The 24,101-nt window shown below is 61.9% G+C and carries 20 protein-coding genes and 1 pseudogene; 8 read left to right on the top strand and 13 right to left on the bottom strand.

Features of this window, described 5'->3' with window-relative positions; all coding sequences use genetic code 11:
• Positions 1-47: 47 nt before the first annotated feature.
• From guaB to ASD95_RS18795, 7 genes are all read right to left on the bottom strand, one after another.
• Positions 48-1,517 (bottom strand): IMP dehydrogenase, encoded by a 1,470-nt coding sequence (gene guaB / locus ASD95_RS18825; RefSeq protein WP_008053208.1) that lies wholly within the window; start codon positions 1,515-1,517, stop codon positions 48-50.
• A gap of 218 nt (positions 1,518-1,735) precedes the next feature.
• Entirely contained in the window at positions 1,736-2,284 is a 549-nt protein-coding gene (locus ASD95_RS18820; protein WP_046040989.1) for a hypothetical protein, read from the bottom strand.
• 117 nt (positions 2,285-2,401) lie between these two features.
• Entirely contained in the window at positions 2,402-3,583 is a 1,182-nt protein-coding gene (purT, locus tag ASD95_RS18815; RefSeq protein ID WP_056721196.1) for a formate-dependent phosphoribosylglycinamide formyltransferase, read from the bottom strand.
• An 87-nt stretch (positions 3,584-3,670) separates the two neighbouring features.
• On the bottom strand, positions 3,671-4,138 hold the full coding sequence (locus tag ASD95_RS18810; RefSeq protein WP_056721198.1) for a VUT family protein: 468 nt from the start codon (positions 4,136-4,138) through the stop codon (positions 3,671-3,673).
• Between the two features lie 135 nt (positions 4,139-4,273).
• A complete protein-coding gene (locus tag ASD95_RS18805; RefSeq protein WP_056721201.1) occupies positions 4,274-4,489 on the bottom strand; it encodes a DUF1289 domain-containing protein in 216 nt (71 codons plus the stop codon).
• The gene (locus ASD95_RS18800; RefSeq protein WP_056721203.1) at positions 4,486-5,010 is read right to left on the bottom strand and encodes a gamma carbonic anhydrase family protein; all 525 of its coding nucleotides are present in this window, start codon (positions 5,008-5,010) and stop codon (positions 4,486-4,488) included. The genes ASD95_RS18805 and ASD95_RS18800 overlap by 4 nt, the downstream gene beginning before the upstream one ends.
• Before the next feature lie 72 nt (positions 5,011-5,082).
• Positions 5,083-5,682: a CoA pyrophosphatase gene (locus ASD95_RS18795; protein ID WP_056721205.1), complete on the bottom strand. Its 600-nt coding sequence runs from the start codon at positions 5,680-5,682 to the stop codon at positions 5,083-5,085.
• Positions 5,683-5,829: 147 nt separating this feature from the next.
• Here ASD95_RS18795 and ASD95_RS18790 point away from each other — a divergent pair, with 147 nt between their 5' ends.
• The 7 genes from ASD95_RS18790 (at position 5,830) to nagE (ending at position 14,610) form a co-directional block, all read left to right on the top strand.
• Complete coding sequence (locus ASD95_RS18790; protein WP_056721207.1) at positions 5,830-6,381, top strand: NUDIX hydrolase; 552 nt, start codon at positions 5,830-5,832, stop codon at positions 6,379-6,381.
• A 121-nt stretch (positions 6,382-6,502) separates the two neighbouring features.
• Positions 6,503-7,006 carry a L,D-transpeptidase family protein gene (locus ASD95_RS18785; RefSeq protein WP_007982819.1) on the top strand — a complete coding sequence of 168 codons (504 nt, stop codon included), beginning with the start codon at positions 6,503-6,505 and terminating at the stop codon, positions 7,004-7,006.
• Positions 7,007-7,300: 294 nt separating this feature from the next.
• Positions 7,301-8,032, top strand: coding sequence for a GntR family transcriptional regulator (locus ASD95_RS18780; RefSeq protein ID WP_056721209.1), 732 nt, complete (start codon positions 7,301-7,303; stop codon positions 8,030-8,032).
• 49 nt (positions 8,033-8,081) lie between these two features.
• Complete coding sequence (nagA, locus tag ASD95_RS18775) at positions 8,082-9,188, top strand: N-acetylglucosamine-6-phosphate deacetylase (protein WP_056721211.1); 1,107 nt, start codon at positions 8,082-8,084, stop codon at positions 9,186-9,188.
• A complete protein-coding gene (locus ASD95_RS18770) occupies positions 9,169-10,191 on the top strand; it encodes an SIS domain-containing protein (protein WP_156385694.1) in 1,023 nt (340 codons plus the stop codon). The genes nagA and ASD95_RS18770 overlap by 20 nt, the downstream gene beginning before the upstream one ends.
• Positions 10,192-10,336: 145 nt before the next feature.
• Positions 10,337-12,853, top strand: a complete 2,517-nt coding sequence (gene ptsP / locus ASD95_RS18765; protein WP_056721218.1) for a phosphoenolpyruvate--protein phosphotransferase — start codon at positions 10,337-10,339, stop codon at positions 12,851-12,853.
• A 41-nt stretch (positions 12,854-12,894) separates the two neighbouring features.
• Positions 12,895-14,610, top strand: coding sequence for an N-acetylglucosamine-specific PTS transporter subunit IIBC (nagE, locus tag ASD95_RS18760; protein ID WP_056721220.1), 1,716 nt, complete (start codon positions 12,895-12,897; stop codon positions 14,608-14,610).
• A 95-nt stretch (positions 14,611-14,705) separates the two neighbouring features.
• Here the strand turns inward: nagE and ASD95_RS18755 are convergent, their stop codons facing one another.
• Both ASD95_RS18755 and purL read right to left on the bottom strand, forming a co-directional pair.
• Positions 14,706-15,017 carry a Nif3-like dinuclear metal center hexameric protein gene (locus tag ASD95_RS18755; RefSeq protein WP_056721222.1) on the bottom strand — a complete coding sequence of 104 codons (312 nt, stop codon included), beginning with the start codon at positions 15,015-15,017 and terminating at the stop codon, positions 14,706-14,708.
• A 20-nt stretch (positions 15,018-15,037) separates the two neighbouring features.
• On the bottom strand, positions 15,038-18,934 hold the full coding sequence (gene purL, locus ASD95_RS18750) for a phosphoribosylformylglycinamidine synthase (RefSeq protein ID WP_056721224.1): 3,897 nt from the start codon (positions 18,932-18,934) through the stop codon (positions 15,038-15,040).
• 285 nt (positions 18,935-19,219) lie between these two features.
• Between purL and mltF the strand changes: the two are divergent.
• Positions 19,220-20,680: pseudogene (mltF, locus tag ASD95_RS18745) on the top strand (membrane-bound lytic murein transglycosylase MltF).
• A gap of 85 nt (positions 20,681-20,765) precedes the next feature.
• Here mltF and pdxJ read toward each other — a convergent pair.
• The 4 genes from pdxJ to rnc all read right to left on the bottom strand — a co-directional run bounded on the left by pdxJ (position 20,766) and on the right by rnc (position 24,003).
• Positions 20,766-21,512 carry a pyridoxine 5'-phosphate synthase gene (gene pdxJ, locus ASD95_RS18740; protein ID WP_056721229.1) on the bottom strand — a complete coding sequence of 249 codons (747 nt, stop codon included), beginning with the start codon at positions 21,510-21,512 and terminating at the stop codon, positions 20,766-20,768.
• A gap of 50 nt (positions 21,513-21,562) precedes the next feature.
• Positions 21,563-22,246, bottom strand: a complete 684-nt coding sequence (recO, locus tag ASD95_RS18735) for a DNA repair protein RecO (RefSeq protein WP_056721231.1) — start codon at positions 22,244-22,246, stop codon at positions 21,563-21,565.
• A 172-nt stretch (positions 22,247-22,418) separates the two neighbouring features.
• Complete coding sequence (era, locus tag ASD95_RS18730; RefSeq protein ID WP_007973959.1) at positions 22,419-23,321, bottom strand: GTPase Era; 903 nt, start codon at positions 23,319-23,321, stop codon at positions 22,419-22,421.
• On the bottom strand, positions 23,314-24,003 hold the full coding sequence (gene rnc / locus ASD95_RS18725; protein ID WP_008053221.1) for a ribonuclease III: 690 nt from the start codon (positions 24,001-24,003) through the stop codon (positions 23,314-23,316). Before rnc ends, era begins: the two co-directional genes overlap by 8 nt.
• Between the last annotated feature and the right edge of the window lie 98 nt (positions 24,004-24,101).

Raw genomic sequence — 24,101 nt, 5'->3', positions numbered from 1 at the left:
GGGGCTGAATAAAACAGCCCCGGTTGCTTAGCTTGTTGCTTGAAGGCTCAACCTACGCGGTAGTTTGGCGCTTCCTTGGTGATCTGCACGTCGTGAACGTGGGATTCGGCCATGCCGGCGCCGGTGATCCGCACGAACTCAGGCTTGGTGCGCATCTCTTCGATGTCGGCACTGCCGGTGTAGCCCATCGAGGAGCGCAGGCCGCCCATCAGCTGATGGATGATCGCGCTCAGGGTGCCCTTGTATGGCACACGCCCTTCGATGCCTTCCGGAACCAGCTTCTCGGCGCCTGCCGAGGAGTCCTGGAAGTAACGGTCGGAGGAACCTTGGGCCTGGGACATGGCGCCCAGCGAACCCATGCCGCGATAAGCCTTGTACGAACGACCCTGGAACAGTTCGATCTCGCCCGGCGCTTCTTCGGTACCGGCGAACATCGAGCCCATCATCACGCAGGAAGCACCGGCCACGATGGCCTTGGACAGGTCACCGGAGAAACGGATGCCGCCGTCGGCGATCAACGGTACGCCAGTGCCTTCAAGGGCAGCGGCGACGTTGGCGATGGCACTGATTTGCGGCACACCGACACCGGCGACGATACGGGTGGTGCAGATCGAGCCAGGGCCGATACCGACCTTGACTGCGTCAGCGCCAGCTTCGGCCAGGGCCTTGGCGGCAGCGCCGGTGGCGATGTTGCCGCCGATGACCTGCACTTCAGGGAAGTTCTGCTTGACCCAGCGAACGCGGTCGATCACGCCCTTGGAGTGACCGTGAGCGGTGTCGACCACCACCACGTCAACGCCGGCGGCGACCAGTGCAGCAACGCGGTCACCGGTGTCTTTACCGGTGCCGACTGCAGCACCAACACGCAGACGACCTTGATCGTCCTTGCTGGCCAGCGGGTAAGCCTTGGCTTTTTCGATGTCGTTGACGGTCATCATGCCCTTGAGGGCGAATTTGTCGTCGACGATCAGCACGCGTTCGATGCGGTGCTTGTGCAGCAATTCACGCACATCGTTCTTGTCGGCGCCTTCCTTGACCGTGACCAGACGCTCTTTAGGCGTCATCACTTCACGGACAGTGGCTTCCAGACGGTTCTCGAAACGCACGTCACGGGAGGTGACAATGCCGACCAGGTCGCCATTGTGCAGCACCGGAACGCCGGAGATGTTGTGCATGCGGGTCAGTTCGAACAACTCGCGCACGGTGGCGTCGGCGACGATGGTGATCGGGTCCTTGACCACACCGGCTTCGTAACGCTTGACCTTGCGGACTTCAGCAGCTTGCTGCTCGATGGTCATGTTCTTGTGGATGATACCGATACCACCTTCCTGAGCCATGGCGATTGCCAGACGGGCTTCAGTGACGGTGTCCATGGCAGCGGAAACCAGTGGAATATTCAGCTCGATGCCACGGGTAAGGCGGGTCTTGAGACTGACTTCGTTAGGAAGCACCTCGGAATAACCGGGCACTAGGAGAATGTCGTCGAATGTCAGAGCTTCTTGGCTGATACGCAGCATCGCGGGGGCTCCCGAGCGGGAAAATGGAAGCGCGCCATTATAGTCAGACACCCCCTCGGGTTCAATGTAAAACTCTGTCTATTATCGATGTTACAGATATACGGGGATTTGGGCTTTTCGTAGGAGCTGCCGAAGGCTGCGATCTTTTGACTTTGATTTTCACAAAACAAGATCAAAAGATCGCAGCCTGCGGCAGCTCTTACAGGGGAATACGGCGTTTAGAGTTCGACTTTCACCCAACTGACCGGCTGATCGAGCCAATCGGCGAATTCATCGATAAAGCTCTGCTTGAACCCGGCTTCGGCCCAGTTATTGAAGATGAAACCGAGGTTGGAGAAGCCGCATTCCTGCAGGAACAGAAAGCCGTTGATGTCGTCTTCATGCCCGCATTCGGGGCAGGTGAAGTTATCGGTACGCCCCGGCATCCAGTCTTCCAGGCTTTCGAACAGGGCTTCACCGACTTCCTTGCGGCACTCGGCGCAGCCCGCCTCTTCAAGGAAGCCCTTGGCTGGCGTATAGATGCAGCGTTTGGTGATGATCTCCAGGCCATTGATCGGCTCGCCGAACGGCAGGGCTTCGGGGTGCAGGACCACTGCCCGGGCACCGTCGGCGATGGCGTGGGCCATGCGATTGCCGGTGCGGCCACAGGTGGTCAGTTCTTCCTCGATGATGTTCTTGCGCACCAGCCAGCGCACGACGGCCCGGGCCCGGGGTTCGTGTACCGGCAGGGTGGAGATTTTCGGGACGATGATGCTTTGGGAATTCATGAGGTACAGGCCTGGAGCTTTAATAAAGGAACTTGAGCATTCACAAATTATAGGTCGACCCGTAAAGTCGGGCCGGACCACTGAACCTGTGGGTTACAGACCTGCCCGAGAGAGTTTTTACAGCTCTACGACAACCGCCTGCGAAGCACGGGTCGCCTTGGCGCGGGCGGCTTCGATCGATTCGTCGCGGGCCAGGGCCACGCCCATGCGGCGCTGGCCGTTGACTTCAGGCTTGCCGAACAGGCGCAGCGCGGTATCCGGTTCGCTCAAGGCAGCACCCAGGTTGGCGAAAGCGGTCTGGGTCGACTGCCCTTCCACCAGGATCACCGCCGAGGCCGAAGGCCCGAACTGACGGATCAACGGGATCGGCAGGCCCAGAATCGCGCGGGCATGCAGGGCGAACTGCGACAGGTCCTGGGAGATCAGGGTCACCAGGCCGGTGTCATGCGGGCGCGGCGAGACTTCACTGAACCACACCTGATCGCCCTTGATGAACAGCTCGACGCCGAACAGACCACGGCCACCCAAGGCTTCGGTCACAGCCTTGGCGACACGCTCGGATTCAGCCAAGGCAACCGGGCTCATGGCTTGTGGCTGCCAGGATTCCTGATAGTCGCCCTTCTCCTGACGGTGGCCGACCGGTGCGCAGAAGGTGGTGCCGCCGACGTGGCGCACGGTCAGCAGGGTGATTTCGTAGTCGAAATCGATGAAACCTTCGATGATCACCCGACCTTTACCGGCACGGCCGCCTTCCTGGGCGTAGTCCCAGGCTTTCTGCACGTCATCGATGCTGCGCAGCAGGCTCTGGCCCTTGCCCGAGGAACTCATGACCGGCTTGACCACGCATGGAAAACCGAGGTCTTCAACGGCTTTGCTGTAGTCCTCGAAAGTATCGGCGAAGTGGTACGGCGAGGTTGGCAGGTCCAGCTCTTCAGCGGCCAGGCGACGGATGCCTTCGCGGTTCATGGTCAATTGCGCGGCGCGGGCGGTCGGGATCACGTTGAAGCCTTCGGCTTCCAGCTCCACCAGGGTCGCGGTGGCGATGGCTTCGATTTCCGGGACGATGAAATGCGGTTTCTCGGCTTCGATCACGGCGCGCAAGGCAGCACCGTCGAGCATGTTGATCACGTGGCTGCGGTGCGCCACCTGCATGGCCGGCGCATTGGCGTAGCGGTCCACGGCAATCACTTCAACGCCCAGGCGTTGCAGCTCGATCACCACTTCCTTGCCCAACTCGCCACAGCCACACATCAATACGCGGGTCGCGGTGGGCGACAATGGGGTTCCGATACGGGTCATCTGAAGGTCCTCAAGGAGCGGATCATCGAGGGACGCGTCGCCATGCGCGCTTCCCATGGGGAGAAAGCGCGGCATTTTACATGAACTTCAGCTGACGACAGCCTGTTTGCGCAGGCGCCAGGCCATGATCAGCCACACGGCGGTGACCCCGGCGAACTTCGAACCCAGGGCGGTGAGGATCACCCCCGGCGTCAGGGCGTCGATCATGCCGAAAAAGATAAAGGTATCGAGGGGGATGCTCAGGGCCGAACTTATCCACAGACGGTCGTGCAGCGGGCGTTTGGTGATGCTGAACACCAGCCAGTCGATGCACTCGGATACCGCGAACGCCGTGGCGCTGGCCAGGGCGATGGACGGATCGGAGGTAACATAGGACAACACCAGCGCCACCAGCATCGCCGCGAGGGCGCCATGCCCGAATCGGGCTTGCACCATGTCGCGCAACACAAACACCAGCCCACCCCAGGCCGACCAGATGATGTCCAGGTGCGGCGCTGTGGAAAAGGCGTAGTTGATCAGCACGACGCTGCTGATGTAGGCGATCAGGAAGAGCATGGCGTGTACAAGTACCTGTCAATTTTGTGCACAGGGTACTTCAGCTGACCTCAAAGTCAAAAGATCGCAGCCTCCGGCAGCTCCTACAAGGATCGGTGTAGGAGCTGCCGGAGGCTGCGATCTTTTGATCTTCTATTACTGACCAGGCGTTTTGCCGATCATCCACACCAACCCACTGGACTTCGCCCGCTCATGACACAACCCAAGCACCTTGCGGCGTTCGTCGTTGTCCATGCGGCTCCAGCGGGTGATTTCTTCCACGGTACGTTGGCAACCGGTGCAGATGTCATCGTCATCCAGCGCACAAATGTTCACGCAGGGCGATGCAACCGGGCGTTCAGTGGCAGTCATTCTTCCTGCTCGGCCAGATCGCGGGCATAACGCTGCGAGTTGTGCACGTAGTGAACAGCACTGGCCTCCAGCATCTTGATCTGCGGCTCGGTCAATTCGCGCACCACTTTGCCAGGCGACCCCATGACCAGCGATCCATCCGGAATCTCCTTGCCTTCGCCGATCAGCGAGTTGGCGCCGATGATGCAGTTCTTGCCGATCTTCGCGCCATTGAGAATCACCGCGTTGATGCCGATCAGGCTGTAGTCGCCGACGGTACAGCCGTGGAGCATGGCGTTGTGGCCGATGGTCACGCCGGTGCCGATGGTCAGCGGGTAGCCCATGTCGGTGTGCATCACGGTGCCGTCCTGGACGTTGCTGTTCTTGCCGATCAGGATCAACTCGTTGTCGCCGCGCAATACGGCGTTGAACCAGACGTTGGCGCCCTCTTCCAGCTTGACCTTGCCCACCAGCACGGCATTGGGTGCGACCCAGCTCTGTGGATGGGTTTCGACGCGGGCGTCGCCCAGGCGGTATTTCATTGTGGTATTCCTCAAGGCTCAGGCAGGCTTTTTGTCAGCAAAATCAGGATTCAGGCCATTCGAACGATGGCTTCAGATATTGATAAAGCTTTTGGGAGGCTGATGCAGGCTGATTTTGGCGTCATACAGCAGGTTGATCAACTCGACGATCATGATCGCCGTCAGCCCCCAGATCTTGTATTCGCCAAAGCGATAGCTCGGCACGTACCAGCTGCGGCCCTGATAATCGATGCGATGGGTATGTTCGCGGGGGTCTTTGCGGAAGAACTCCAGGGGCACGCTGAACACCGCGGCGATCTCGGCGTCGTTGGCCCGGTATTCGACAAAATCCGGGATCACCCCGACATAGGGCGTGACCTTGATGCCATGCAGGCTGATCAACGGGCTGAGCGGGCCGATCACCTCGACCAGCCCGGGCGGCAGGCCGATCTCTTCTTCGGCTTCTCGCAGGGCGGTGAAAATCAGGTCAGGGTCTTCGGGGTCACGGCGTCCGCCGGGGAAGGCGACTTCGCCGCCATGGGTCGACAGGCCGCTGGCACGCAGGGTCAACACCAGCTCGGGCTCGTCACTGCGGGTGATGGGTACCAGCACCGCGGCCTCGGGAAAACGACGGTCGGTCTCCAGTATGCGTGGTGTGTGGTGACTAACCCGATGCAGTAGCTCGTCCAGCATGAGTGTTCTCGATCTGTGCCTTACCCGGCATCATGCACCAATCGCTGCGGTCGCCCAACCCCCGCAACCGCCCCATGTCGCGAAACGACAACTTGCCGACCGGCACTGCCGCACGCCAAGATAGGCGCAGCATTCAGGAACCCCAGCATGAAATTTTGCAGCCAGTGCGGTAACCCGGTGACCCAGCGCATTCCCGAAGGCGATTCGCGCCTGCGTTTTGTCTGCGACAGCTGTCACGCCATTCACTACCAGAACCCCAACATCGTCGCCGGTTGCGTGGCGACCTGGGGCACCAAGGTGTTGTTGTGCCGGCGGGCCATCGAGCCACGTCGCGGCTACTGGACCCTGCCCGCCGGTTTCATGGAGAACGGCGAGACCATCGAACAGGCCGCCATTCGCGAAACCGCCGAGGAAGCCTGCGCCCGGGTGCGCAACCTGAGCATCTATACCCTGATCGACGTGCCGCACATCAGCCAGGTGCATGTGTTCTTCCGTGCCACACTTGCGGACCTGGACTTTTCTGCCGGCCCCGAGAGCCTGGAAGTGCAACTATTCGACGAAGCGGACATTCCATGGGATGAGCTGGCTTTCCGCACGGTGGGCCGTACCTTAGAATGCTTCTTCGCTGACCGGCGGACCGAGGTCTATCCCGTTCGGTCTGAATCGATCCCGCCACTTGCTCAGCCTGCCATTATCTGATGTCATCGCGGCATCACTCAAAGGCGCCTAAAGACCGCCTGAACGCGGCACGAGCCTGCGGCAGCTCCTGCAAAAACTTCTATACATAAATAGTCGCGACACCTCCTGGGGAATCGTTTCAATGCGCTGGTTGCTTGCCCTGTTCTGTTTGTCGTTCGTCACGGTGTCCCAGGCTTCTGCCGTGGAAACCCTGGACGGCAAGGTCATCGAGAAGATTCTGATTCTCAAGTCTTCCCATCAATTGCAATTGATCAATGACGGCAAGCCGCTCAAGACCTATCGCATTTCCCTGGGCAAGCGTCCCAAGGGGCCCAAGCTGATGGAAGGCGACAAGCGCACCCCGGAAGGTTTCTACTGGGTCGACTGGCGCAAGATCAGCGACCGCTTCAACCTGGCGATGCACATTTCCTACCCGAACATCAGCGACTCTGCCCGCGCCCGTCGTGAAGGCGTCGAGCCCGGCGGCATGATCATGATCCACGGCACTCCGGACAGCGAAGACACGCCCGAAGACCTGTTCCACACCCTGGACTGGACCGACGGCTGCATCGCCATGCGCAACATGGACATGCGCGAAGTCTGGAACCTGGTGCCGGACGGCACGATGATCGAAATCCGCCCGTAATTCCCCACGACCATTGGTCGCCCGCAAAAAATAAATTCAAAAGATCGCAGCCTTCGGCAGCTCCTACAGGGTGAATACCATTTCGCTCTGTAGGAGCTGCCGCAGGCTGCGATCTTTGTCGCTTCAAAGCCCACCACTAATACCACTTCAAACCAACCTCCATTTCAAGCAGTCGACAAGGCAGCACTTCCTACACAAACAGCAAAGCTCCGGCGTTGACATGGTATTCAAGTGGTATTAGTTTTTGTCCATTCACGGGCAAAAACATTCCAATATCCGCCCCGGACACCCGCCATGAACGATCTCCAGGCCCTGCGCCCCGACGACACCCAACCCACGCCGTTGTACCTGCAACTGGCACGCAATCTGGAAGCGGCGATCCACGCCGGCCAGTGGAAAGCCGAGCAGGCGATGCCATCGGAACGCAATTTGAGCGAGGCGCTGGGCATCTCCCGCGTCACCGCCCGCAAGGCGCTGGAAGTGTTGTTCGAACAAGGCCTGATCCGCCGCAACCAAGGCTCCGGCACCTTCATCACGCCGCGCCTCGAACAACCGTTGTCGCGTCTTTCCGGCTTCAGCGAAATGCTCCGCCTCAAGGGTTTCGTGCCCGGTTCGCAATGGCTGGAGCGGGAAATCACCCTGCCGACCCACGAAGAGCTGATCCGCCTCGGCCTGTCGCCCAACGACAAGGTTGCGCGCCTCAAACGCCTGCGCAAGGCCGACGACACGGTGATGGCCATCGAGATGAGCACCCTGCCCGCCTCGATCATTCCCAAGCCCCAGGCGGTGGGCGATTCCCTCTACGAATTCCTCGACGGCATCGGCAAGCCGGTGGTCCGCGCCCTGCAGCACATCCAGGCGATCAATGCCTCGGACGAGTTCGCCGCACTGGTGGGCATCGCCCCCGGCACCGCCATGTTGCTGATGACCCGGGTCGGCTACCTCGAAGACAACACGCCCATCGAAGTCACCGACACCTATTGCCGTAACGACTACTACGACTTTGTCGCAGAGCTCCGCAGATAAAGAGCTTCGAAGATAAAGAACTGCGTCGCCAAACACCGAGATCCCGATCATGTCCGAAGACAACATCCTCACCGCCCACGGCTGGGTTCGCGGCCGACTGGTGCACGAACACGGCAAAGTCGTGTCGATCGAAGGCCAGCCCTGCGATCCGGCGGACAATGACCTGCCCTACCTGCTGCCGGGTTTCATCGACCTGCACGTTCACGGCGGCGGCGGCAAAGACATCATGGAAGGCGCGCCGGCCTTCGAAACCATCACCCGTACCCACGTGCGCTTCGGCACCACGTCGCTGCTGGCCACCACCATGACCGCACCGAGCGAAGAAATCTCCAGCGTGCTCCAGGCCGTCGGCGAATTCTGTGAGCAGCGGCCCCAAGGCTGCGCCCGGGTGCTCGGCGTGCACCTCGAAGGCCCCTACATCAACCCCGGTAAACTCGGCGCGCAACCCAACTTCGCCCACACCGCGCTGATGGCCGAAGTCGAAGCGTACCTGGCGCTCGCGCCGATCCGCGTGATCACCATTGCCCCGGAAATCGCCGGTCACGACGCCTTGATCCGCGACCTCAGCAGCCGCGGCATCCGCATGCAGATCGGCCACACCCTGGGCAGTTATGAGGAAGGCGTGGCCGCGCTGGAGGCCGGTGCCAGCAGTTTCACCCACCTCTACAACGCCATGAGCCCTCTGCATCACCGCGAGCCCGGGATCGTCGGCGCAGCCTTGGCCCACGCCAAATACGCCGAACTGATCCCGGACTTGCTGCACGTGCACCCCGGCGCCATCCGCGTGGCCCTGCGCTCTATTCCGTGCCTGTATTGCGTCACCGATTCGACCGCCGCCGCCGGCATGCCCGACGGTGAGTACAAGCTCGGCAGCCACACCGTGACCAAATGCCTGGGCGGCGTGCGCCTGCCCGACGGCACCCTGGCCGGCAGCACCCTGACCATGGATCAGGCCCTGCGCAACCTGGTGAAGATCGGCCTGCCCATCGCCGAAGCCTCGCAGCGCCTGTCGCAATTCCCCGCCGACTACCTCGGCATCACCGAACGCGGGCGCCTGCAACCAGGGGCCTGGGCCGACTGCGTGCGGCTGGATCGCTCACTGAAACTGACCGCCGTGATGGTCGAAGGAGAAGACATTGACTTCAAAAATGCTTGAAGAGGCGCTGTCCTCGTTCGAGGCCGTGCAGGCCCAGTTGCAAAAACTCGACCCGCAGATGATTGAGATCGCCGGGCGCCTGCGTCGTCAGCCGCCGCAAGTGGCCATGACCGTGGCGCGCGGCAGCTCCGACCATGCCGCCAGTTACTTTGCCTACCTGACCATGCAACTGCTGGGCATCCCGGTGGCGTCGCTGCCGATGTCCGTGGTGACCATGCAGCAGGCGCCATTGAAGGTCAGTGGCCAGGTGGCATTCGCCTTTTCGCAATCGGGGCAAAGCCCGGACCTGGTCAACAGCCTGCGCCTGTTGCGCAAGCGCGGTGCCCTGAGCATTTCGCTGGTCAACGCCGAAGAGTCGCCACTGGAGGCCGCCTGTGAATTCAGCCTGCCACTGTGTGCCGGCACCGAAAGCAGCGTCGCCGCGACCAAGAGCTTTATCGCCACCCTCAGCGCCAGCGCCCGGCTGATTGGCCACTGGAAAGAAGACGCCGAATTGCTCGAGGCCGGCTCTGCCTTGCCCGATGGCCTGCGCCACGCCGCGCAACAGGACTGGAGCCCGGCCATCGACGCCCTGCGCGATTGTCAGCGGCTGATGGTGATCGGCCGTGGCGCCGGTTTCGCCATTGCCCAGGAAGCGGCGCTCAAGTTCAAGGAAACCTCGGCGATCCAGGCCGAAGCCTTCAGCAGCGCTGAAGTTCGTCACGGCCCGATGGCCTTGATCGGCGACAACTACCCGCTGCTGGTGTTTGCCCCACGGGGTGCCGAACAGGCCGGTCTGCTGAGCCTGGCCGCCGACATGCGCCAACGCGGCGCCCGTGTCCTGCTGGCCGCACCGGATGACGTGCTTGAACGCGACCTGACCCTGACCCGTGCCGAACACCCGGCCCTCGACCCGATTCTGGCGATCCAGAGTTTCTACGTGATGGCCGCCGGCCTGGCCGTGGCCCGTGGCATGGACCCGGACCAGCCACGGCACCTGAGCAAAGTGACACGCACCCATTGAGCCAGGGGTGCGAATTCCCCTGTAGGAGCTGTCGAGTGAAACGAGGCTGCGATCTTTTTAAAGACAAGATCAAAAGATCGCAGCCTTCGGCAGCTCCTACAGGGAGTGGGTTGATCCGAACCGTATTTTTTGATGAGACCGAGCCATGCATAACAACAATAAAGAGCTGACCTTAAGCGCCCCGCTCAGCGGCCCGGTGCTCACGCTCGCCAAAGTCCCGGACCCGGTGTTTGCCAGCGGCGCCATGGGTGACGGCATCGCCATCGATCCGCTCAACGACACGCTCCACGCCCCCTGCGCGGGCGTGGTGGTGCATGTCGCCCGCACCGGTCACGCGCTAACCCTGCGTGCCGACAACGGCGCGGAATTGCTCCTGCACCTTGGCCTCGACACGGTCGAGTTGCAGGGCCAGGGCTTCTCGATGCTGGTCAAGGAAGGCGCGCGCGTCGCCAACGGCCAACCGCTGCTGCGCTACGACCTGGACAAGGTCGCGCAACAGTGCAAGAGCCTGGTCAGCCTGCTGATCCTCACCAACAGCCAGGACTTTCAGGCACGGCCCATCACCCTCAAGTCGGTGAAGGTCGGCGAGCCGCTGCTGCACATCATTCGTCGACAGACGTCGAGCGCACAGGTGGATACCGAGTTTGCCGGCGCAGAGATTGTCGGTCTGGTGCGCATTGCTCACCGTGGCGGCCTGCACGCGCGGCCGGCGGCGCTGATCCGTCAGACCGCGCAAGGCTTCAAAAGCAAGTCGCAGCTGCATTTCGCCGGCAAGTCGGCCACCTGCGACAGCCTGATCGGCCTGATGGGGCTGGCCATCGGCGAACAGGCGGAGGTCCAGGTCAGTTGCCAGGGCCCGGACGCCGAAGCCGCGCTGCAAGCCTTGCTGACGGCGTTATCCACAGCCCTGGCCGAAGACCATCACGCCGCCGCGCCAGCCACGATTGCCCAACGCAATCGCCCCGCCGAAGCCGGCGTATTGCACGGTGTCTGCGCCGCGCCCGGGCTGGTCGGCGGGCCGCTGTTTCGCCTGAATGCGATCAGCCTGCCGGTGGATGCCGGCCATCATGATCCGCAGCAACAACAGCACGTGCTGGACGCGGCACTGAGCCAGGTGCGCAGCGAAATCGAGCACACACTTGCCCTGGCGAGAAAACACAAGGACACCGCTGAAGAGGCGATTTTCGCCGCGCACCTGGCACTGCTCGAAGACCCGGCCCTGCTGGACGCCGCCAGCCAAACCGTCGCCCAGGGTACAGCCGCGACCCACGCATGGAGCCAGGCCATCGACGCGCAATGCGAAGTCCTCCAGCAAACCGGCAGCACGCTGCTGGCCGAACGCGCCAACGACCTGCGTGACCTCAAGCAACGGGTGCTGCGCGCGTTGCTCGGCGATACCTGGCATTACGATGTGCCGGCCGGCGCCATCGTCGCGGCCCATGAACTGACGCCATCGGATTTACTGCAGCTGAGCCAGCAAGGCGTCGCGGGGCTGTGCATGGCCGAAGGCGGCGCGACTTCTCACGTGGCGATTCTGGCCCGGGGCAAAGGCCTGCCATGCTTGGTCGCACTGGGCTCGACGCTGCTCGATCAGCAACAAGGGCAACCGGTGGTGCTGGACGCCGACGGTGGCCGCCTCGAACTGACACCCGGCATACAGCGCCTGGCCGACGTGCGCCAGTTGCAACAGCAACAGCAACAACGCCGGGCCGAACAGCAGGCCCAGGCGCACACACCCGCGCTGACCAGCGATGGCCTGCGCATCGAAGTCGCTGCCAATGTGGCGTCCAGCACGGAAGCGGCAGACGCACTGGCCAATGGCGCCGACGGCGTCGGCTTGCTGCGCACCGAGTTTCTCTTCGTCGACCGCCACACCGCCCCCGACGAACAGGAACAGCACCACGCCTATCAAGCAGTGCTCGACGCCATGGGCGACAAGTCGGTGATCATCCGCACCATCGACGTCGGCGGCGACAAGCAACTGGACTACCTGCCGCTGCCCGCCGAGGCCAATCCGGTGCTCGGCCTGCGCGGCATTCGCCTGGCTCAGGTCCGTCCAGAACTACTCGACCAGCAACTGCGCGCATTGTTGCACCTCAACCCGTTGTCACGCTGCCGGATCCTGCTGCCGATGGTCACGGAAGTCGATGAACTGCTGCACATCCGCCAGCGCCTCGACGCCTTGTGCAGTGAACTTGGCCTGGCACAACGTCCGGAGCTGGGGGTGATGATCGAAGTGCCGGCCGCCGCGCTGCTGGCCGAGCAACTGGCCGAACACGCGGACTTCCTGTCCATCGGCACCAACGACCTGTCGCAATACACCCTGGCCATGGACCGCGACCACGCCGGGCTCGCTGCGCGTGTCGATGCGCTGCACCCGGCACTGTTGCGGCTGATCGCCCAGACCTGCGCCGGTGCGGCACAGCACAACCGTTGGGTGGGTGTGTGCGGTGCACTGGCGTCCGATCCATTGGCCACGCCGGTGTTGATCGGCCTGGGGGTCAGTGAGTTGTCGGTGAGCCCGGTACAGGTCGGTGAAATCAAGGACCGCGTGCGTCACCTCGACGCCAGCGAATGCCGGCGCATCAGCCAGGATCTGCTCAAGCTGGGCAGCGCCAGCGCGGTGCGTCACGCCTGCCACCAGCATTGGCCGCTGAGCTGAGCTCTTTACAAAAGAAGAACAAAAATCCACGGAGAACCGCCATGTACCAACTTTTCATCGAAGGCCTGCAACGCCTCGGCCGCGCGCTGATGCTGCCGATCGCGATCCTGCCGATTGCCGGCCTGCTGCTGCGCCTGGGCGATACCGACCTGCTGAACATCGCCATCATCCACGACGCTGGCCAGGTGATCTTCGCCAACCTGGCGATGATCTTCGCCATCGGCATCGCGGTCGGTTTCGCCAAGGACAACAACGGTACGGCGGGGCTTGCCGGGGTGATCGGCTACCTGGTGATGATCTCCACCCTCAAGGTGCTCGACCCGAGCATCAACATGGGCATGCTCGCCGGGATCGTCAGCGGCCTGATGGCTGGCGCGCTGTACAACCGCTTCAAGGACATCAAGCTGCCGGAGTACCTGGCGTTCTTCGGTGGCCGGCGTTTTGTGCCGATTGTCACCGGGTTCGCCGCCGTGGGGCTGGGCGTGGTGTTCGGCTACATCTGGCCGCCGATCCAGCACGGCATCAACAGCTTCGGCACGCTGATGATGGAAAGCGGCAGCTTCGGCGCGTTCGTTTTCGGTGTGTTCAACCGCCTGCTGATCGTCACCGGCCTGCACCACATCCTCAACAACATGGCGTGGTTCGTGTTCGGTAATTTTACCGACCCCACCACTGGCGCGCTGGTGACTGGCGACCTGTCGCGCTACTTCGCCGGCGACCCGAAGGGTGGCCAGTTCATGACCGGCATGTTCCCGATGATGATCTTCGGCCTGCCCGCCGCCTGCCTGGCGATGTACCGCAACGCCCTGCCGGAGCGGCGCAAGGTGATGGGCGGGATCTTCCTGTCGATGGCATTGACCGCGTTCCTGACCGGCGTCACCGAGCCGATCGAATTCGCCTTCATGTTCCTCGCGCCGCTGCTGTTTCTGCTGCATGCGTTGCTGACCGGCCTGTCGATGGCCATCACCAATGCCCTGAACATCCACCTGGGGTTCACCTTCTCCGGCGGCTTCATCGACATGATCCTTGGCTGGGGCAAGTCCACCAACGGCTGGCTGGTGTTCCCGGTGGGCCTGGCGTATGCGGTGATCTATTACGTGGTGTTTGATTTCTGTATCCGCCGCTTCGACCTGAAGACACCGGGCCGCGAAACCAGCGCTGCCAGCCCGCAGGTTGCGGTGGCCGACAATGAACGCGCCGGGGCTTACATCAAGGCCTTGGGCGGAGCCGAAAACCTGATCACCGTCGGCGCTTGCACCACCCGCTTGCGCCTGGACATGGTGGATCGCAACAAGGCCTCGGATACCGATTTGAAAGCGCTCGGCGCCATGGCCGTGGTGCGCCCCGGCAAGGGCGGGAGTTTGCAGGTGGTGGTCGGGCCAATGGCCGATGTCATCGCCGATGAGATTCGCCTGGCAATGCCGGCGTTGGGCCGCGCCCTGGTGTCGTCACCAGCGGCGGAAACCGAAGCAGCGCCACCTGCCGCCGTGGCGACACCCGAGGCGCAGCAATGGCTCAATGCCCTGGGGGGTGGCGACAATGTGCTGCAACTCGATTGCGTCGCCATGACCCGCATCCGCCTGCAACTGGCCAATGGCAAGGCGCTGTCGGAGTGTGATTTGAAAGCGCTGGGCTGCCAGGGTGTCAGCCAGCTTGAAGGCGGCATCTGGCATCTGCTGATTGGCGACAAGGCGTCGAGCTTGAGTGATGCGCTGGAAGCGTTGGTCAATCGCAGTGAGGTGAGTGCCAAGGTTTAATCTACGACGCACATATTGTAGGAGGGGAACTCAAGGCAATAAAAAACCCGCTGAAATCTCTTTCAGCGGGTTTCTCATTTCAGCAGCCAGGAAGATCAGAAATCCTCCAACCGCCACACTTCATAAGCCGGCGTCTCGTAGGGATGGCTCTGTTTCAGAGCCGCCACCACCGAACGAATCAACTCATTGGCCACCACCAGCTCAACCTTCCATTCCTCGACCTGCTCGACCTGCCCGGCCTCTCCAATGAACGGCTGGCTGCCATCCAGTGGACGAAACTGGCCCAGGCCCAACACCTGCCATGCACAGTGGTCGTAAGCACCGATTCGACCGCCACCGGCGGCGAATACGGCACTCTTCACGTCTTCGACGTGACTGGTTGGAACAAAAAAGCTGAGCTTGTACACGGCGCTTGGTTCACCCGCTTTTAGTTTACCCAGACCCGAGCATTACGGAACATACGCATCAGCGGTGCATCTTCGTTCCAGTCGTCCGAACGCCACGAGTTCTGCACGGCGCGGAACACACGCTCCGGGTGCGGCATCATGATGGTCACGCGACCGTCGCGGCTGGTCAAACCGGTGATCCCGCGCGGCGAACCGTTCGGGTTGGCCGGGTAGCTTTCGGTGACCTTGCCGTGGTTGTCGACGAAACGCATCGCCACGCAACCGGACAGATCGGCTTCCAGCAGTGCTTCTTCGCTGGCGAACTCGGCATGGCCTTCGCCGTGGGCGATGGCGATCGGCATGCGCGAACCGGCCATGCCTTGCAGGAAGATCGAGTTCGACTCCTGGATCTGCACCATGGCAACACGGGCTTCGAACTGCTCGGAACGGTTACGCACAAAGTGCGGCCAGAACTCGCTGCCCGGGATCAGCTCGTGCAGGTTGGACATCATCTGGCAACCGTTGCACACGCCGAGGGTGAAGCTGTCGTTGCGTTCGAAGAAACCCTGGAACGCATCGCGGGCACGGCTGTTGAACAGCGCGGATTTCGCCCAGCCTTCACCGGCACCCAGTACGTCGCCGTAAGAGAAACCACCGCAAGCGACCATGCCCTTGAACTCGTTCAGGTCGACACGGCCGGCCAGAATGTCGCTCATGTGCACGTCGATCGCGTTGAAACCGGCGCGGTCGAATGCAGCCGCCATTTCCACCTGACCGTTGACGCCCTGCTCACGCAGTACGGCAACCTGTGGGCGAATGCCTTTCTTGATGTAAGGCGCGGCGATGTCCTGGTTGATGTCGTAGCTCAGCTTGACGCTCAGGCCAGGGTTGTCTTCTTCCAGCAGCACGTCGAACTCTTGCTCGGCGCAGTCGGCATTATCGCGCAGACGCTGGATCTGGTAGCTGGTCTCGGCCCACTGGCGTTGCAGCAGACGACGCTGGCCTTCGAACACGGTGTCACCGTTGAAGGTGATGCTGATCTCGCCATTGTTCATTGGCTGACCGATCACCGACACGCAATCGCCCAGGCCGGCGGCGCTGAACTGCGCGAGGATGTCCGGGGTAGCGTCCTGGCGAACCTGGATCACGGCGCCCAGTTCTTCGTTGAACAGGATGGCGGCGATGTCGTCGGAGGTTTCCGCCAGACCGTCGAGGTTCAGGCTCAGGCCACAGTGACCGGCGAACGCCATCTCGACAACGCTGGTCAGCAGACCACCGTCGGAACGGTCGTGGTAGGCCAGCAGGTGACCGTCGGCGTTGAGGCCCTGGATCACCGCGAAGAAAGCTTTCAGGTCTTCGGCGTCATCGACGTCCGGAGCCTGCTTGCCGAGCTTGCCGTGAACCTGTGCCAGGATCGAGGCGCCCATGCGGTTCTGGCCACGGCCCAGGTCGATCAGGATCAGGTCGGTGGTGCCCTTGTCCATGCGCAGTTGCGGGGTCAGGGTCTGACGGATGTCAGTCACTGGCGCGAAACCGGTCACGATCAGGGACATCGGCGACGTGACGGACTTGTCCACGCCTTCATCGTTCCAGCGGGTGGCCATGGACATCGAGTCCTTGCCCACAGGAATGGTGATACCCAGCTCAGGGCACAGCTCCATGCCGACCGCTTTCACGGTGTCGTACAGGCGTGCATCTTCACCCGGGTGACCGGCTGCGGACATCCAGTTCGCCGACAACTTGATGTCGGAGATCTTGCCGATGCGCGAAGCAGCGATGTTGGTCAGGGTTTCGCCGATGGCCATGCGGCCCGACGCCGGAGCGTCCAGCAGTGCCAGCGGAGTACGCTCGCCCATGGCCATGGCTTCACCGGTGTAGACGTCGAAGCTGGTGGCGGTGACGGCAACGTCGGCCACCGGAACCTGCCATGGGCCGACCATCTGGTCACGGGCCACGAGGCCGGTGATGGTGCGGTCGCCGATGGTGATCAGGAAGCTCTTGCTCGCCACGGCCGGGTGATGCAGGACGCGCTCGACGCAGTTGGCGATGTCGAGGGTCGACGGATCGAAATCGTCGCCCAGCTCGCTTTCACGAACCACCGAACGGTGCATGCGCGGAGCCTTGCCCAGCAACACTTCCAGTGGCATGTCCACCGGGCTGTTGCCGAAGTGGCTGTCGGTCACGGTCAGCTGCGGTTCGGCAGTGGCTTCGCCGACCACGGCAAACGGGCAACGCTCGCGTTCGCAGATGGCCTTGAAGCGCTCGAAGTCAGCCGGACCGACCGCCAGAACGTAGCGTTCCTGGGATTCGTTGGACCAGATTTCGTGCGGGGCCATGCCCGGCTCGTCGTTTGGAATGTTGCGCAGTTCGAAACGGCCACCACGGTCGCCGTCGTTGACCAGCTCCGGGAAGGCGTTGGACAGACCGCCCGCACCCACGTCGTGGATGAAGCTGATCGGGTTCTTGTCGCCCAGCTGCCAGCAACGGTCGATGACTTCCTGGCAGCGACGTTCCATTTCCGGGTTTTCGCGCTGTACCGAAGCGAAGTCCAGGTCTGCCGAGCTGGTACCGGTGGCCATGGAGGAAGCCGCGCCGCCGCCCAGGCCGATCAGCATCGCCGGGCCGCCGAGCACGATCAGCTTGGAGCCGACCAGGATCTCGCCTTTCTTGACGTGTTCTTCACGGATGTTGCCCATGCCGCCAGCCAGCATGATCGGCTTGTGGTAACCGCGAACTTCGTCACCGTGCGGGGTGGTGATCGATTGTTCGAAGGTACGGAAGTAGCCGGTCAGCGCCGGACGACCGAATTCGTTGTTGAACGCAGCGCCGCCCAGCGGGCCTTCGATCATGATGTCCAGCGCGGTAACGATGCGCTCAGGCTTGCCGTACGGCACTTCCCACGGCTGTTCGAAGCCCGGGATCTGCAGGTTCGACACGGTGAAACCGGTCAGGCCAGCCTTCGGCTTGGCGCCACGGCCGGTCGCGCCTTCGTCGCGGATTTCGCCACCGGAACCGGTGGATGCGCCCGGGAACGGAGCAATCGCGGTCGGGTGGTTGTGGGTTTCAACCTTCATCAGGATGTGCACCGGTTCCTGCACCGCGCCGTACTGGCGGGTCTCAGGGTCCGGGAAGAAACGACCGGCCACGGAGCCGACGATCACCGAAGCGTTGTCCTTATAAGCTGACAGAACGCCTTCGCTGTGCATCACGTAGGTGTTCTTGATCATGCCGAACAGGCTTTTTTCCTGGCTCTCGCCGTCGATATCCCAACTGGCGTTGAAGATCTTGTGGCGGCAGTGCTCGGAGTTCGCCTGGGCGAACATCATCAGTTCGATGTCGTGCGGGTTGCGCTTCAAGCCGACGAAGGCGTTGACCAGGTAGTCGATCTCGTCTTCGGCCAGGGCCAGGCCCAGCTCGGTGTTGGCTTTTTCCAGCGCGGCGCGGCCACCACCCAACACGTCGATCGCGGTCAGGGGTTTTGGCTCGGCGTGGCTGAACAGGCCGGCGGCCTGTTCGAGGTTGCCCAGGACGATCTGGGTCATGCGGTCGTGCAGACCGTCGGCGATCAGCTGGGCTTCAGCGTCGCTGAACTGGCCGGCCACGTAGAACGCGATACCGCGCTCCAGACGCTGGATTTTCGCCAGGCCACAGTTGCGAGCGATGTCGCTGGCCTTGCTCGACCACGGCGAGATGGTGCCGAAACGCGGCAGTACCAGAAACAGACGACCGGTCGGTTCCTGTACCGGAACGCTTGGACCGTACTTCAGAAGGCGCGCAAGCACCTGCTGTTCGTCGCCGGTCAGGACGCCGGTAACTTCGGCGAAGTGAGCGAATTCAGCATACAGGCCACTGACAGCCGGAACCTTCTGGCTCAGTTGCTCAAGGAGCTTGCTGTGGCGAAAGGCAGAAAGGGCAGGAGCGCCGCGCAGGATCAACATCTTCGGGACAGCCTCGGGAAGGGGTGTGCTTTGAGGCCGTGCATTCTAGCCTAAACAGCCCGCGACATCACCCGAAACGCTACGCACGGTTGCACTCGGGTGCCGATCTGTGTTTCTGCCTCGAAAGTCAGGTTAATTGGGCGTGTGACGACAGCTTATTTTTACTGTAACAAAATGCAGAAAAGGCCCATTCCTGCGGGGTTTCGGCCGGTTTTGTGATCTCTAGCAGACTAGCCCCTCACTGTCGAGATATGGCGCCCGTGGTCCTTTGCGTATACTGCGCAGATGTTTTTCCCAACGGCTTTGCGTCCGCGGTACGCCAAATGGCTGATCGCAACCGGACTCTTCCTGATGCTCGGTGGCTGTGTTGATAAACCCAACACGCTCGAGCGCGTAAAGGAGGATGGTGTGCTGCGGGTGGTTACCCGAAACAGCCCCGCCACCTACTTTCAGGATCGCAACGGTGAAACCGGCTTCGAATACGAGCTGGTGAAGCGCTTCGCCGACGATCTGGGGGTCGAGCTGAAGATCGAGACCGCCGACAACCTCGATGACCTGTTCAACCAGGTCGGCAAGCCCAACGGACCGGTGCTGGCGGCTGCCGGCCTGGTCAGCAGCGAAGAGCGCAAGAAGCAGGTGCGCTTCTCCCACTCCTATCTGGAAGTCACCCCGCAGATCATCTACCGCAACGGCCAGTCCCGGCCGACCGATGCGAAGGATCTGGTGGGCAAGAAGATCATGGTGCTCAAGGGCAGCACCCACGCCGAACAACTCGCGCAACTGAAGCAGAAATTTCCCGGCATTGAATACGAAGAGTCCGACGCGGTCGAGGTCGTCGATCTCCTGCGCATGGTCGACGAAGGCCAGATCGACCTGACACTGGTCGACTCCAACGAAGTGGCGATGAACCAGGTGTACTTCACCAACATCCGGGTCGCCTTCGACCTCGGTGACGCGAGCAACCAGAGCTGGGCCGTCGCCCCGGGCGAGGACAACAGCCTGCTCAACGAAATCAACGATTACCTCGACAAGGTCAAGAAGAACGGCACCCTGCAACGCCTCAAGGACCGCTACTACGGGCATGTCGATGTCCTCGGCTACATGGGCGCCACCACCTTTGCCCAACACTTGCAGCAACGCCTGCCCAAGTACGAACAGCACTTCAAGGCCTACGCCAAGAAGGAGAAAGTCGACTGGCGCCTGCTGGCTGCGATCGGCTATCAGGAGTCGTTGTGGCAACCGGCCGTCACGTCCAAGACTGGCGTGCGTGGCCTGATGATGCTGACCCAGAACACCGCGCAAGCCATGGGCGTGTCCAACCGCCTCGATCCGAAGCAGAGCATCATGGGTGGCGCCAAGTACCTGGCCTACATGAAGGACCAGTTGGACGACTCGATCCAGGAACCGGATCGCACCTGGTTCGCCCTGGCCGCCTACAACGTCGGCAGCGGTCACCTCGACGACGCCCGCAAACTGGCCGCCAAGGAAGGGTTGAACCCGGACAAATGACTGGACGTGAAGAAGATCCTGCCGCGCCTGTCGGAAAAGAAGTGGTACAGCAAAACCCGTTACGGCTACGCCCGTGGCGGCGAACCGGTGCATTTCGTGGCGAACATCCGTCGCTACTACGACATCCTGACCTGGGTCACGCAGCCGCAGCTTGAGGGCGATCAGGTCGCCGAGGGCAAGCTGCTTGTTCCGGGGATCGACAAGACCAAGCCAGCTCAAGAGCCCGCCCCGCTCTAAAAAGCAAAAGATCGCAGCCTGCGGCAGCTCCTACAGGGTTATGTGTTCACCTGTAGGAGCTGCCGCAGGCTGCGATCTTTTGCTCTTAACCCTTCAACGCCGCCGCCAGAATCAGCGCCTTCATCTCCGCAACAGCCGACTTGAAGCCAACGAACAGCGCATGGGCCACCAGCGCATGGCCGATGTTCAGCTCGTTGATGCCCTTGATCGCCGCCACGGCTTCAACGTTGTGATAGTGCAGGCCATGGCCGGCATTGACGATCAGCCCCTGGGCCAGGCCGAAAGCCACGCCATCGGCCACACGCTTGAGTTCTTCGGCGACTTCAGTCGGCGTCTCGGCATCGGCATAACGCCCGGTGTGCAGTTCGATGGCCGGCGCGCCGACTCGGCGGGAGGCTTCGATCTGGCGCTCATCGGCGTCAATGAACAGCGACACTTCAGAGCCGATCTTCGACAGGCGCTCGACCGCGGCCTTGATTCGCGCTTCCTGCCCCGCCACGTCCAGGCCACCTTCGGTGGTCAACTCTTGACGGGTTTCCGGCACCAGGCAGATGTGTGCCGGGCGGATGCGCTCGGCGAACAGCATCATTTCTTCGGTGACACCCATTTCGAAGTTCATGCGGGTTTGCAGCACGTCCTTGAGCAGCAGAACGTCGCGTTCCTGAATGTGCCGACGGTCTTCGCGCAGGTGCACGGTGATGCCGTCGGCGCCCGCCTCTTCCGCGTCCAGTGCAGCCTTGACCGGGTCCGGGTAACGGGTGCCCCGGGCCTGACGCAGGGTGGCAACGTGGTCGATGTTCACGCCAAGAAGAATGCGGGTGCTGGTGGTCACGGAAAGCGCTCCAGAAGAAGAGAAAGTTCGGTGCACAGCATACGGGGAGACTAGGGCTTGCGAAACAGCTCGCGACTGACAAGTGGACGGCCGCCCAAGTGAACGGCCAACGCCTGGCGCATCAAGCGCTTGGCGGCAGACAGGGCGCCGGGGGCGGACCAGTCGGCCTCAGCCATGGCCAGCAGTTCGACGCCGTTGAACAGGCCCGGTTGCAGCAGATAGACCCGCTCAAGCCCTGCATCCACTTGCAAACGGTAGAGGCCGTCCGGCGCGATGGGCTGATCATGAATATCAGTCGTCAGGGAAAACCCGTAGCCGAGGTCATCGAGCAAGCGCCATTCGAAGGAGCGCAGCAAGGGCTCCAGTGGTCGACCTTCGGCCAGGGCCAGCAAGGTGGCGGCGTAGTGATCGAACACCGAAGGGAGCGGATCTTCAGCGGGCAACAGGCGAATCAGCAGCTCATTGAGGTAAAGCCCACTGAACAGCGCCTCGCCATTGAGCCAGGTTGAAACCCCGGCACTTTCCATGCGCCCGACATTCTTCAGCTCGCCCTTGCCCCGGAACTCGACTTCCAGTGGCACGAATGGCCGCGCCAGCGTCCCGGCCTTGCCCCGCGCACTGCGCAACACCGCCCGCAACCGGCCTTGCGGCGTGAGGAAGTCCACCAGCGCGCTGTTTTCACGGTAGGCGCGGGAGTGCAGGACGTAGGCGGGCTGGGCGATGGGTTGGGACATGGAAATCGCAGATCTCAATGAAGGAGCGCTGTTTTACAAACAACCCAAAACCATTGTGGGAGCGAGCTTGCTCGCGATGAGGGCCTGACATTCAACATCCATGTTGACTGACAGACCGCTATCGCGAGCAAGCTCGCTCCCACAGGGGATCTTTGTTGATCCGGAAAACGTATTACAAGTCGCCGTAACCCAACGAACGCAACGCACGCTCGTCATCGGACCAGCCGCCCTTAACCTTGACCCACAGGTTGAGCATGATCTTGGAGTCGAACAGCAGCTCCATGTCCTTGCGCGCTTCGGTGCCGATACGCTTGATGCGCTCGCCCTTGTCGCCAATGATGATTTTCTTCTGGCCATCGCGCTCGACGAGGATCAAGGCATGGATGTGCAGGGTCTTGCCCTGCTGCTTGAACTCTTCGATTTCGACGGTGATCTGGTACGGCAGCTCGGCGCCCATCTGGCGCATGATTTTCTCGCGCACAAGCTCGGCGGCGAGGAAACGACTGCTGCGGTCGGTGATCTGGTCTTCCGGGAAGAAGTGATCGTTTTCCGGCAGGTGCTCGGCGATCACGCGCTCCAGAGCATCGAGGTTATGCCCGTGCTGTGCGGAAATCGGGATGATCTGCGCATTCGGCAACTGCTCCTGCAACCAGCTCAGGTGCGGCATCAGCTCGGCCTTGTCTTCGATGCGGTCGGTCTTGTTCAACGCCACGATCAGCGGGCCGGTCACGTACTGGACGCGCTCGAGAACCATCTGGTCCTCTTCGGTCCACTTGGTGCGGTCGACCACGAAGATCACCACGTCGACGTCTTTCAACGCCGCCGAAGCGGTCTTGTTCATGTAGCGGTTCAGGGCCTTCTCGCCACCCTTGTGCATACCAGGGGTGTCGACGTAGATCGCCTGCACATCGCCCTCGGTCTTGATACCGAGCATGTTGTGACGGGTGGTTTGCGGTTTGCGCGAGGTGATTGCCAGCTTCTGACCCAGGATGTGGTTCAGCAGCGTGGACTTGCCCACGTTCGGACGGCCGACGATGGCAACATAGCCACAGCGAGTTGCGTTTGTATCAGTCATTGCCATTCTCCACACCCAGGGCAATCAGTGCTGCGGCGGCCGCTACCTGTTCGGCAATACGACGACTCACACCCTGACCTCGGCTTTTTTCATTCAGTAAGATGATTTCGCATTCGACGAAGAACGTCCGGCAATGCGGCTCACCCTGGATATCCACCACTTCGTAACGCGGCAGCTCACAACCACGGGACTGCAGGAACTCCTGCAGGCGGGTCTTTGGATCTTTATTGGTGTCGACCAGCGTCAGGCCTTCGAACTCGCCAGCAAGCCAGGCGAGCACACGCTCGCGGGCCATTTCCATGCCGGCATCGAGGTAGATCGCACCGATCAGCGCTTCGAGGGCATCGGCCAGGATCGACTCGCGACGGAAACCGCCGCTTTTCAGCTCGCCCGAGCCCAGGCGCAGGTATTCGCCCAGATCGAAACCACGGGCCAGTACGGCCAGGGTCTCGCCTTTGACCAGGCGCGCGCGCAAACGCGACAACTGGCCTTCGCGAGCCAGCGGAAAGCGCTCGAACAGCGCCTCGCCGGCGACGAAGTTGAGAATGGCGTCACCGAGGAATTCCAGGCGTTCGTTGTTACGCCCGGCAAAACTGCGGTGAGTCAGGGCCAGGACCATCAGTTCCTGATCCTTGAAGGTGTAGCCGAGCTGACGCTCTAGACGGCTTAAGGAGACGCTCACGGTTTACCCACGCTGAGTTCGTGGCTGGATTCCACCGCCATCGCCGTAAGGCGGCGCAGGCTTGGGACAATTAAAGCTGTGTTCAAAAATAACGTCCT

It is taken from the genome of Pseudomonas sp. Root71, assembly GCF_001429045.1.
Classification (GTDB): domain Bacteria; phylum Pseudomonadota; class Gammaproteobacteria; order Pseudomonadales; family Pseudomonadaceae; genus Aquipseudomonas; species Aquipseudomonas monachiensis.
Note: the sequence above shows the minus strand (reverse complement) of the source record. Positions and strands in the feature narration are given on the sequence as shown.

Bases quoted from the DNA above. Each gene is read 5' to 3' on its own strand.
- guaB (WP_008053208.1), bottom strand. From the start codon at position 1,517: ATGCTGCGTATCAGCCAAGAAGCTCTGACATTCGACGACATTCTCCTA.
- ASD95_RS18820 (WP_046040989.1), bottom strand. From the start codon at position 2,284: ATGAATTCCCAAAGCATCATCGTCCCGAAAATCTCCACCCTGCCGGTA.
- purT (WP_056721196.1), bottom strand. From the start codon at position 3,583: ATGACCCGTATCGGAACCCCATTGTCGCCCACCGCGACCCGCGTATTG.
- ASD95_RS18810 (WP_056721198.1), bottom strand. From the start codon at position 4,138: ATGCTCTTCCTGATCGCCTACATCAGCAGCGTCGTGCTGATCAACTAC.
- ASD95_RS18805 (WP_056721201.1), bottom strand. From the start codon at position 4,489: ATGACTGCCACTGAACGCCCGGTTGCATCGCCCTGCGTGAACATTTGT.
- ASD95_RS18800 (WP_056721203.1), bottom strand. From the start codon at position 5,010: ATGAAATACCGCCTGGGCGACGCCCGCGTCGAAACCCATCCACAGAGC.
- ASD95_RS18795 (WP_056721205.1), bottom strand. From the start codon at position 5,682: ATGCTGGACGAGCTACTGCATCGGGTTAGTCACCACACACCACGCATA.
- ASD95_RS18790 (WP_056721207.1), top strand. From the start codon at position 5,830: ATGAAATTTTGCAGCCAGTGCGGTAACCCGGTGACCCAGCGCATTCCC.
- ASD95_RS18785 (WP_007982819.1), top strand. From the start codon at position 6,503: ATGCGCTGGTTGCTTGCCCTGTTCTGTTTGTCGTTCGTCACGGTGTCC.
- ASD95_RS18780 (WP_056721209.1), top strand. From the start codon at position 7,301: ATGAACGATCTCCAGGCCCTGCGCCCCGACGACACCCAACCCACGCCG.
- nagA (WP_056721211.1), top strand. From the start codon at position 8,082: ATGTCCGAAGACAACATCCTCACCGCCCACGGCTGGGTTCGCGGCCGA.
- ptsP (WP_056721218.1), top strand. From the start codon at position 10,337: ATGCATAACAACAATAAAGAGCTGACCTTAAGCGCCCCGCTCAGCGGC.
- nagE (WP_056721220.1), top strand. From the start codon at position 12,895: ATGTACCAACTTTTCATCGAAGGCCTGCAACGCCTCGGCCGCGCGCTG.
- purL (WP_056721224.1), bottom strand. From the start codon at position 18,934: ATGTTGATCCTGCGCGGCGCTCCTGCCCTTTCTGCCTTTCGCCACAGC.
- recO (WP_056721231.1), bottom strand. From the start codon at position 22,246: ATGTCCCAACCCATCGCCCAGCCCGCCTACGTCCTGCACTCCCGCGCC.
- era (WP_007973959.1), bottom strand. From the start codon at position 23,321: ATGACTGATACAAACGCAACTCGCTGTGGCTATGTTGCCATCGTCGGC.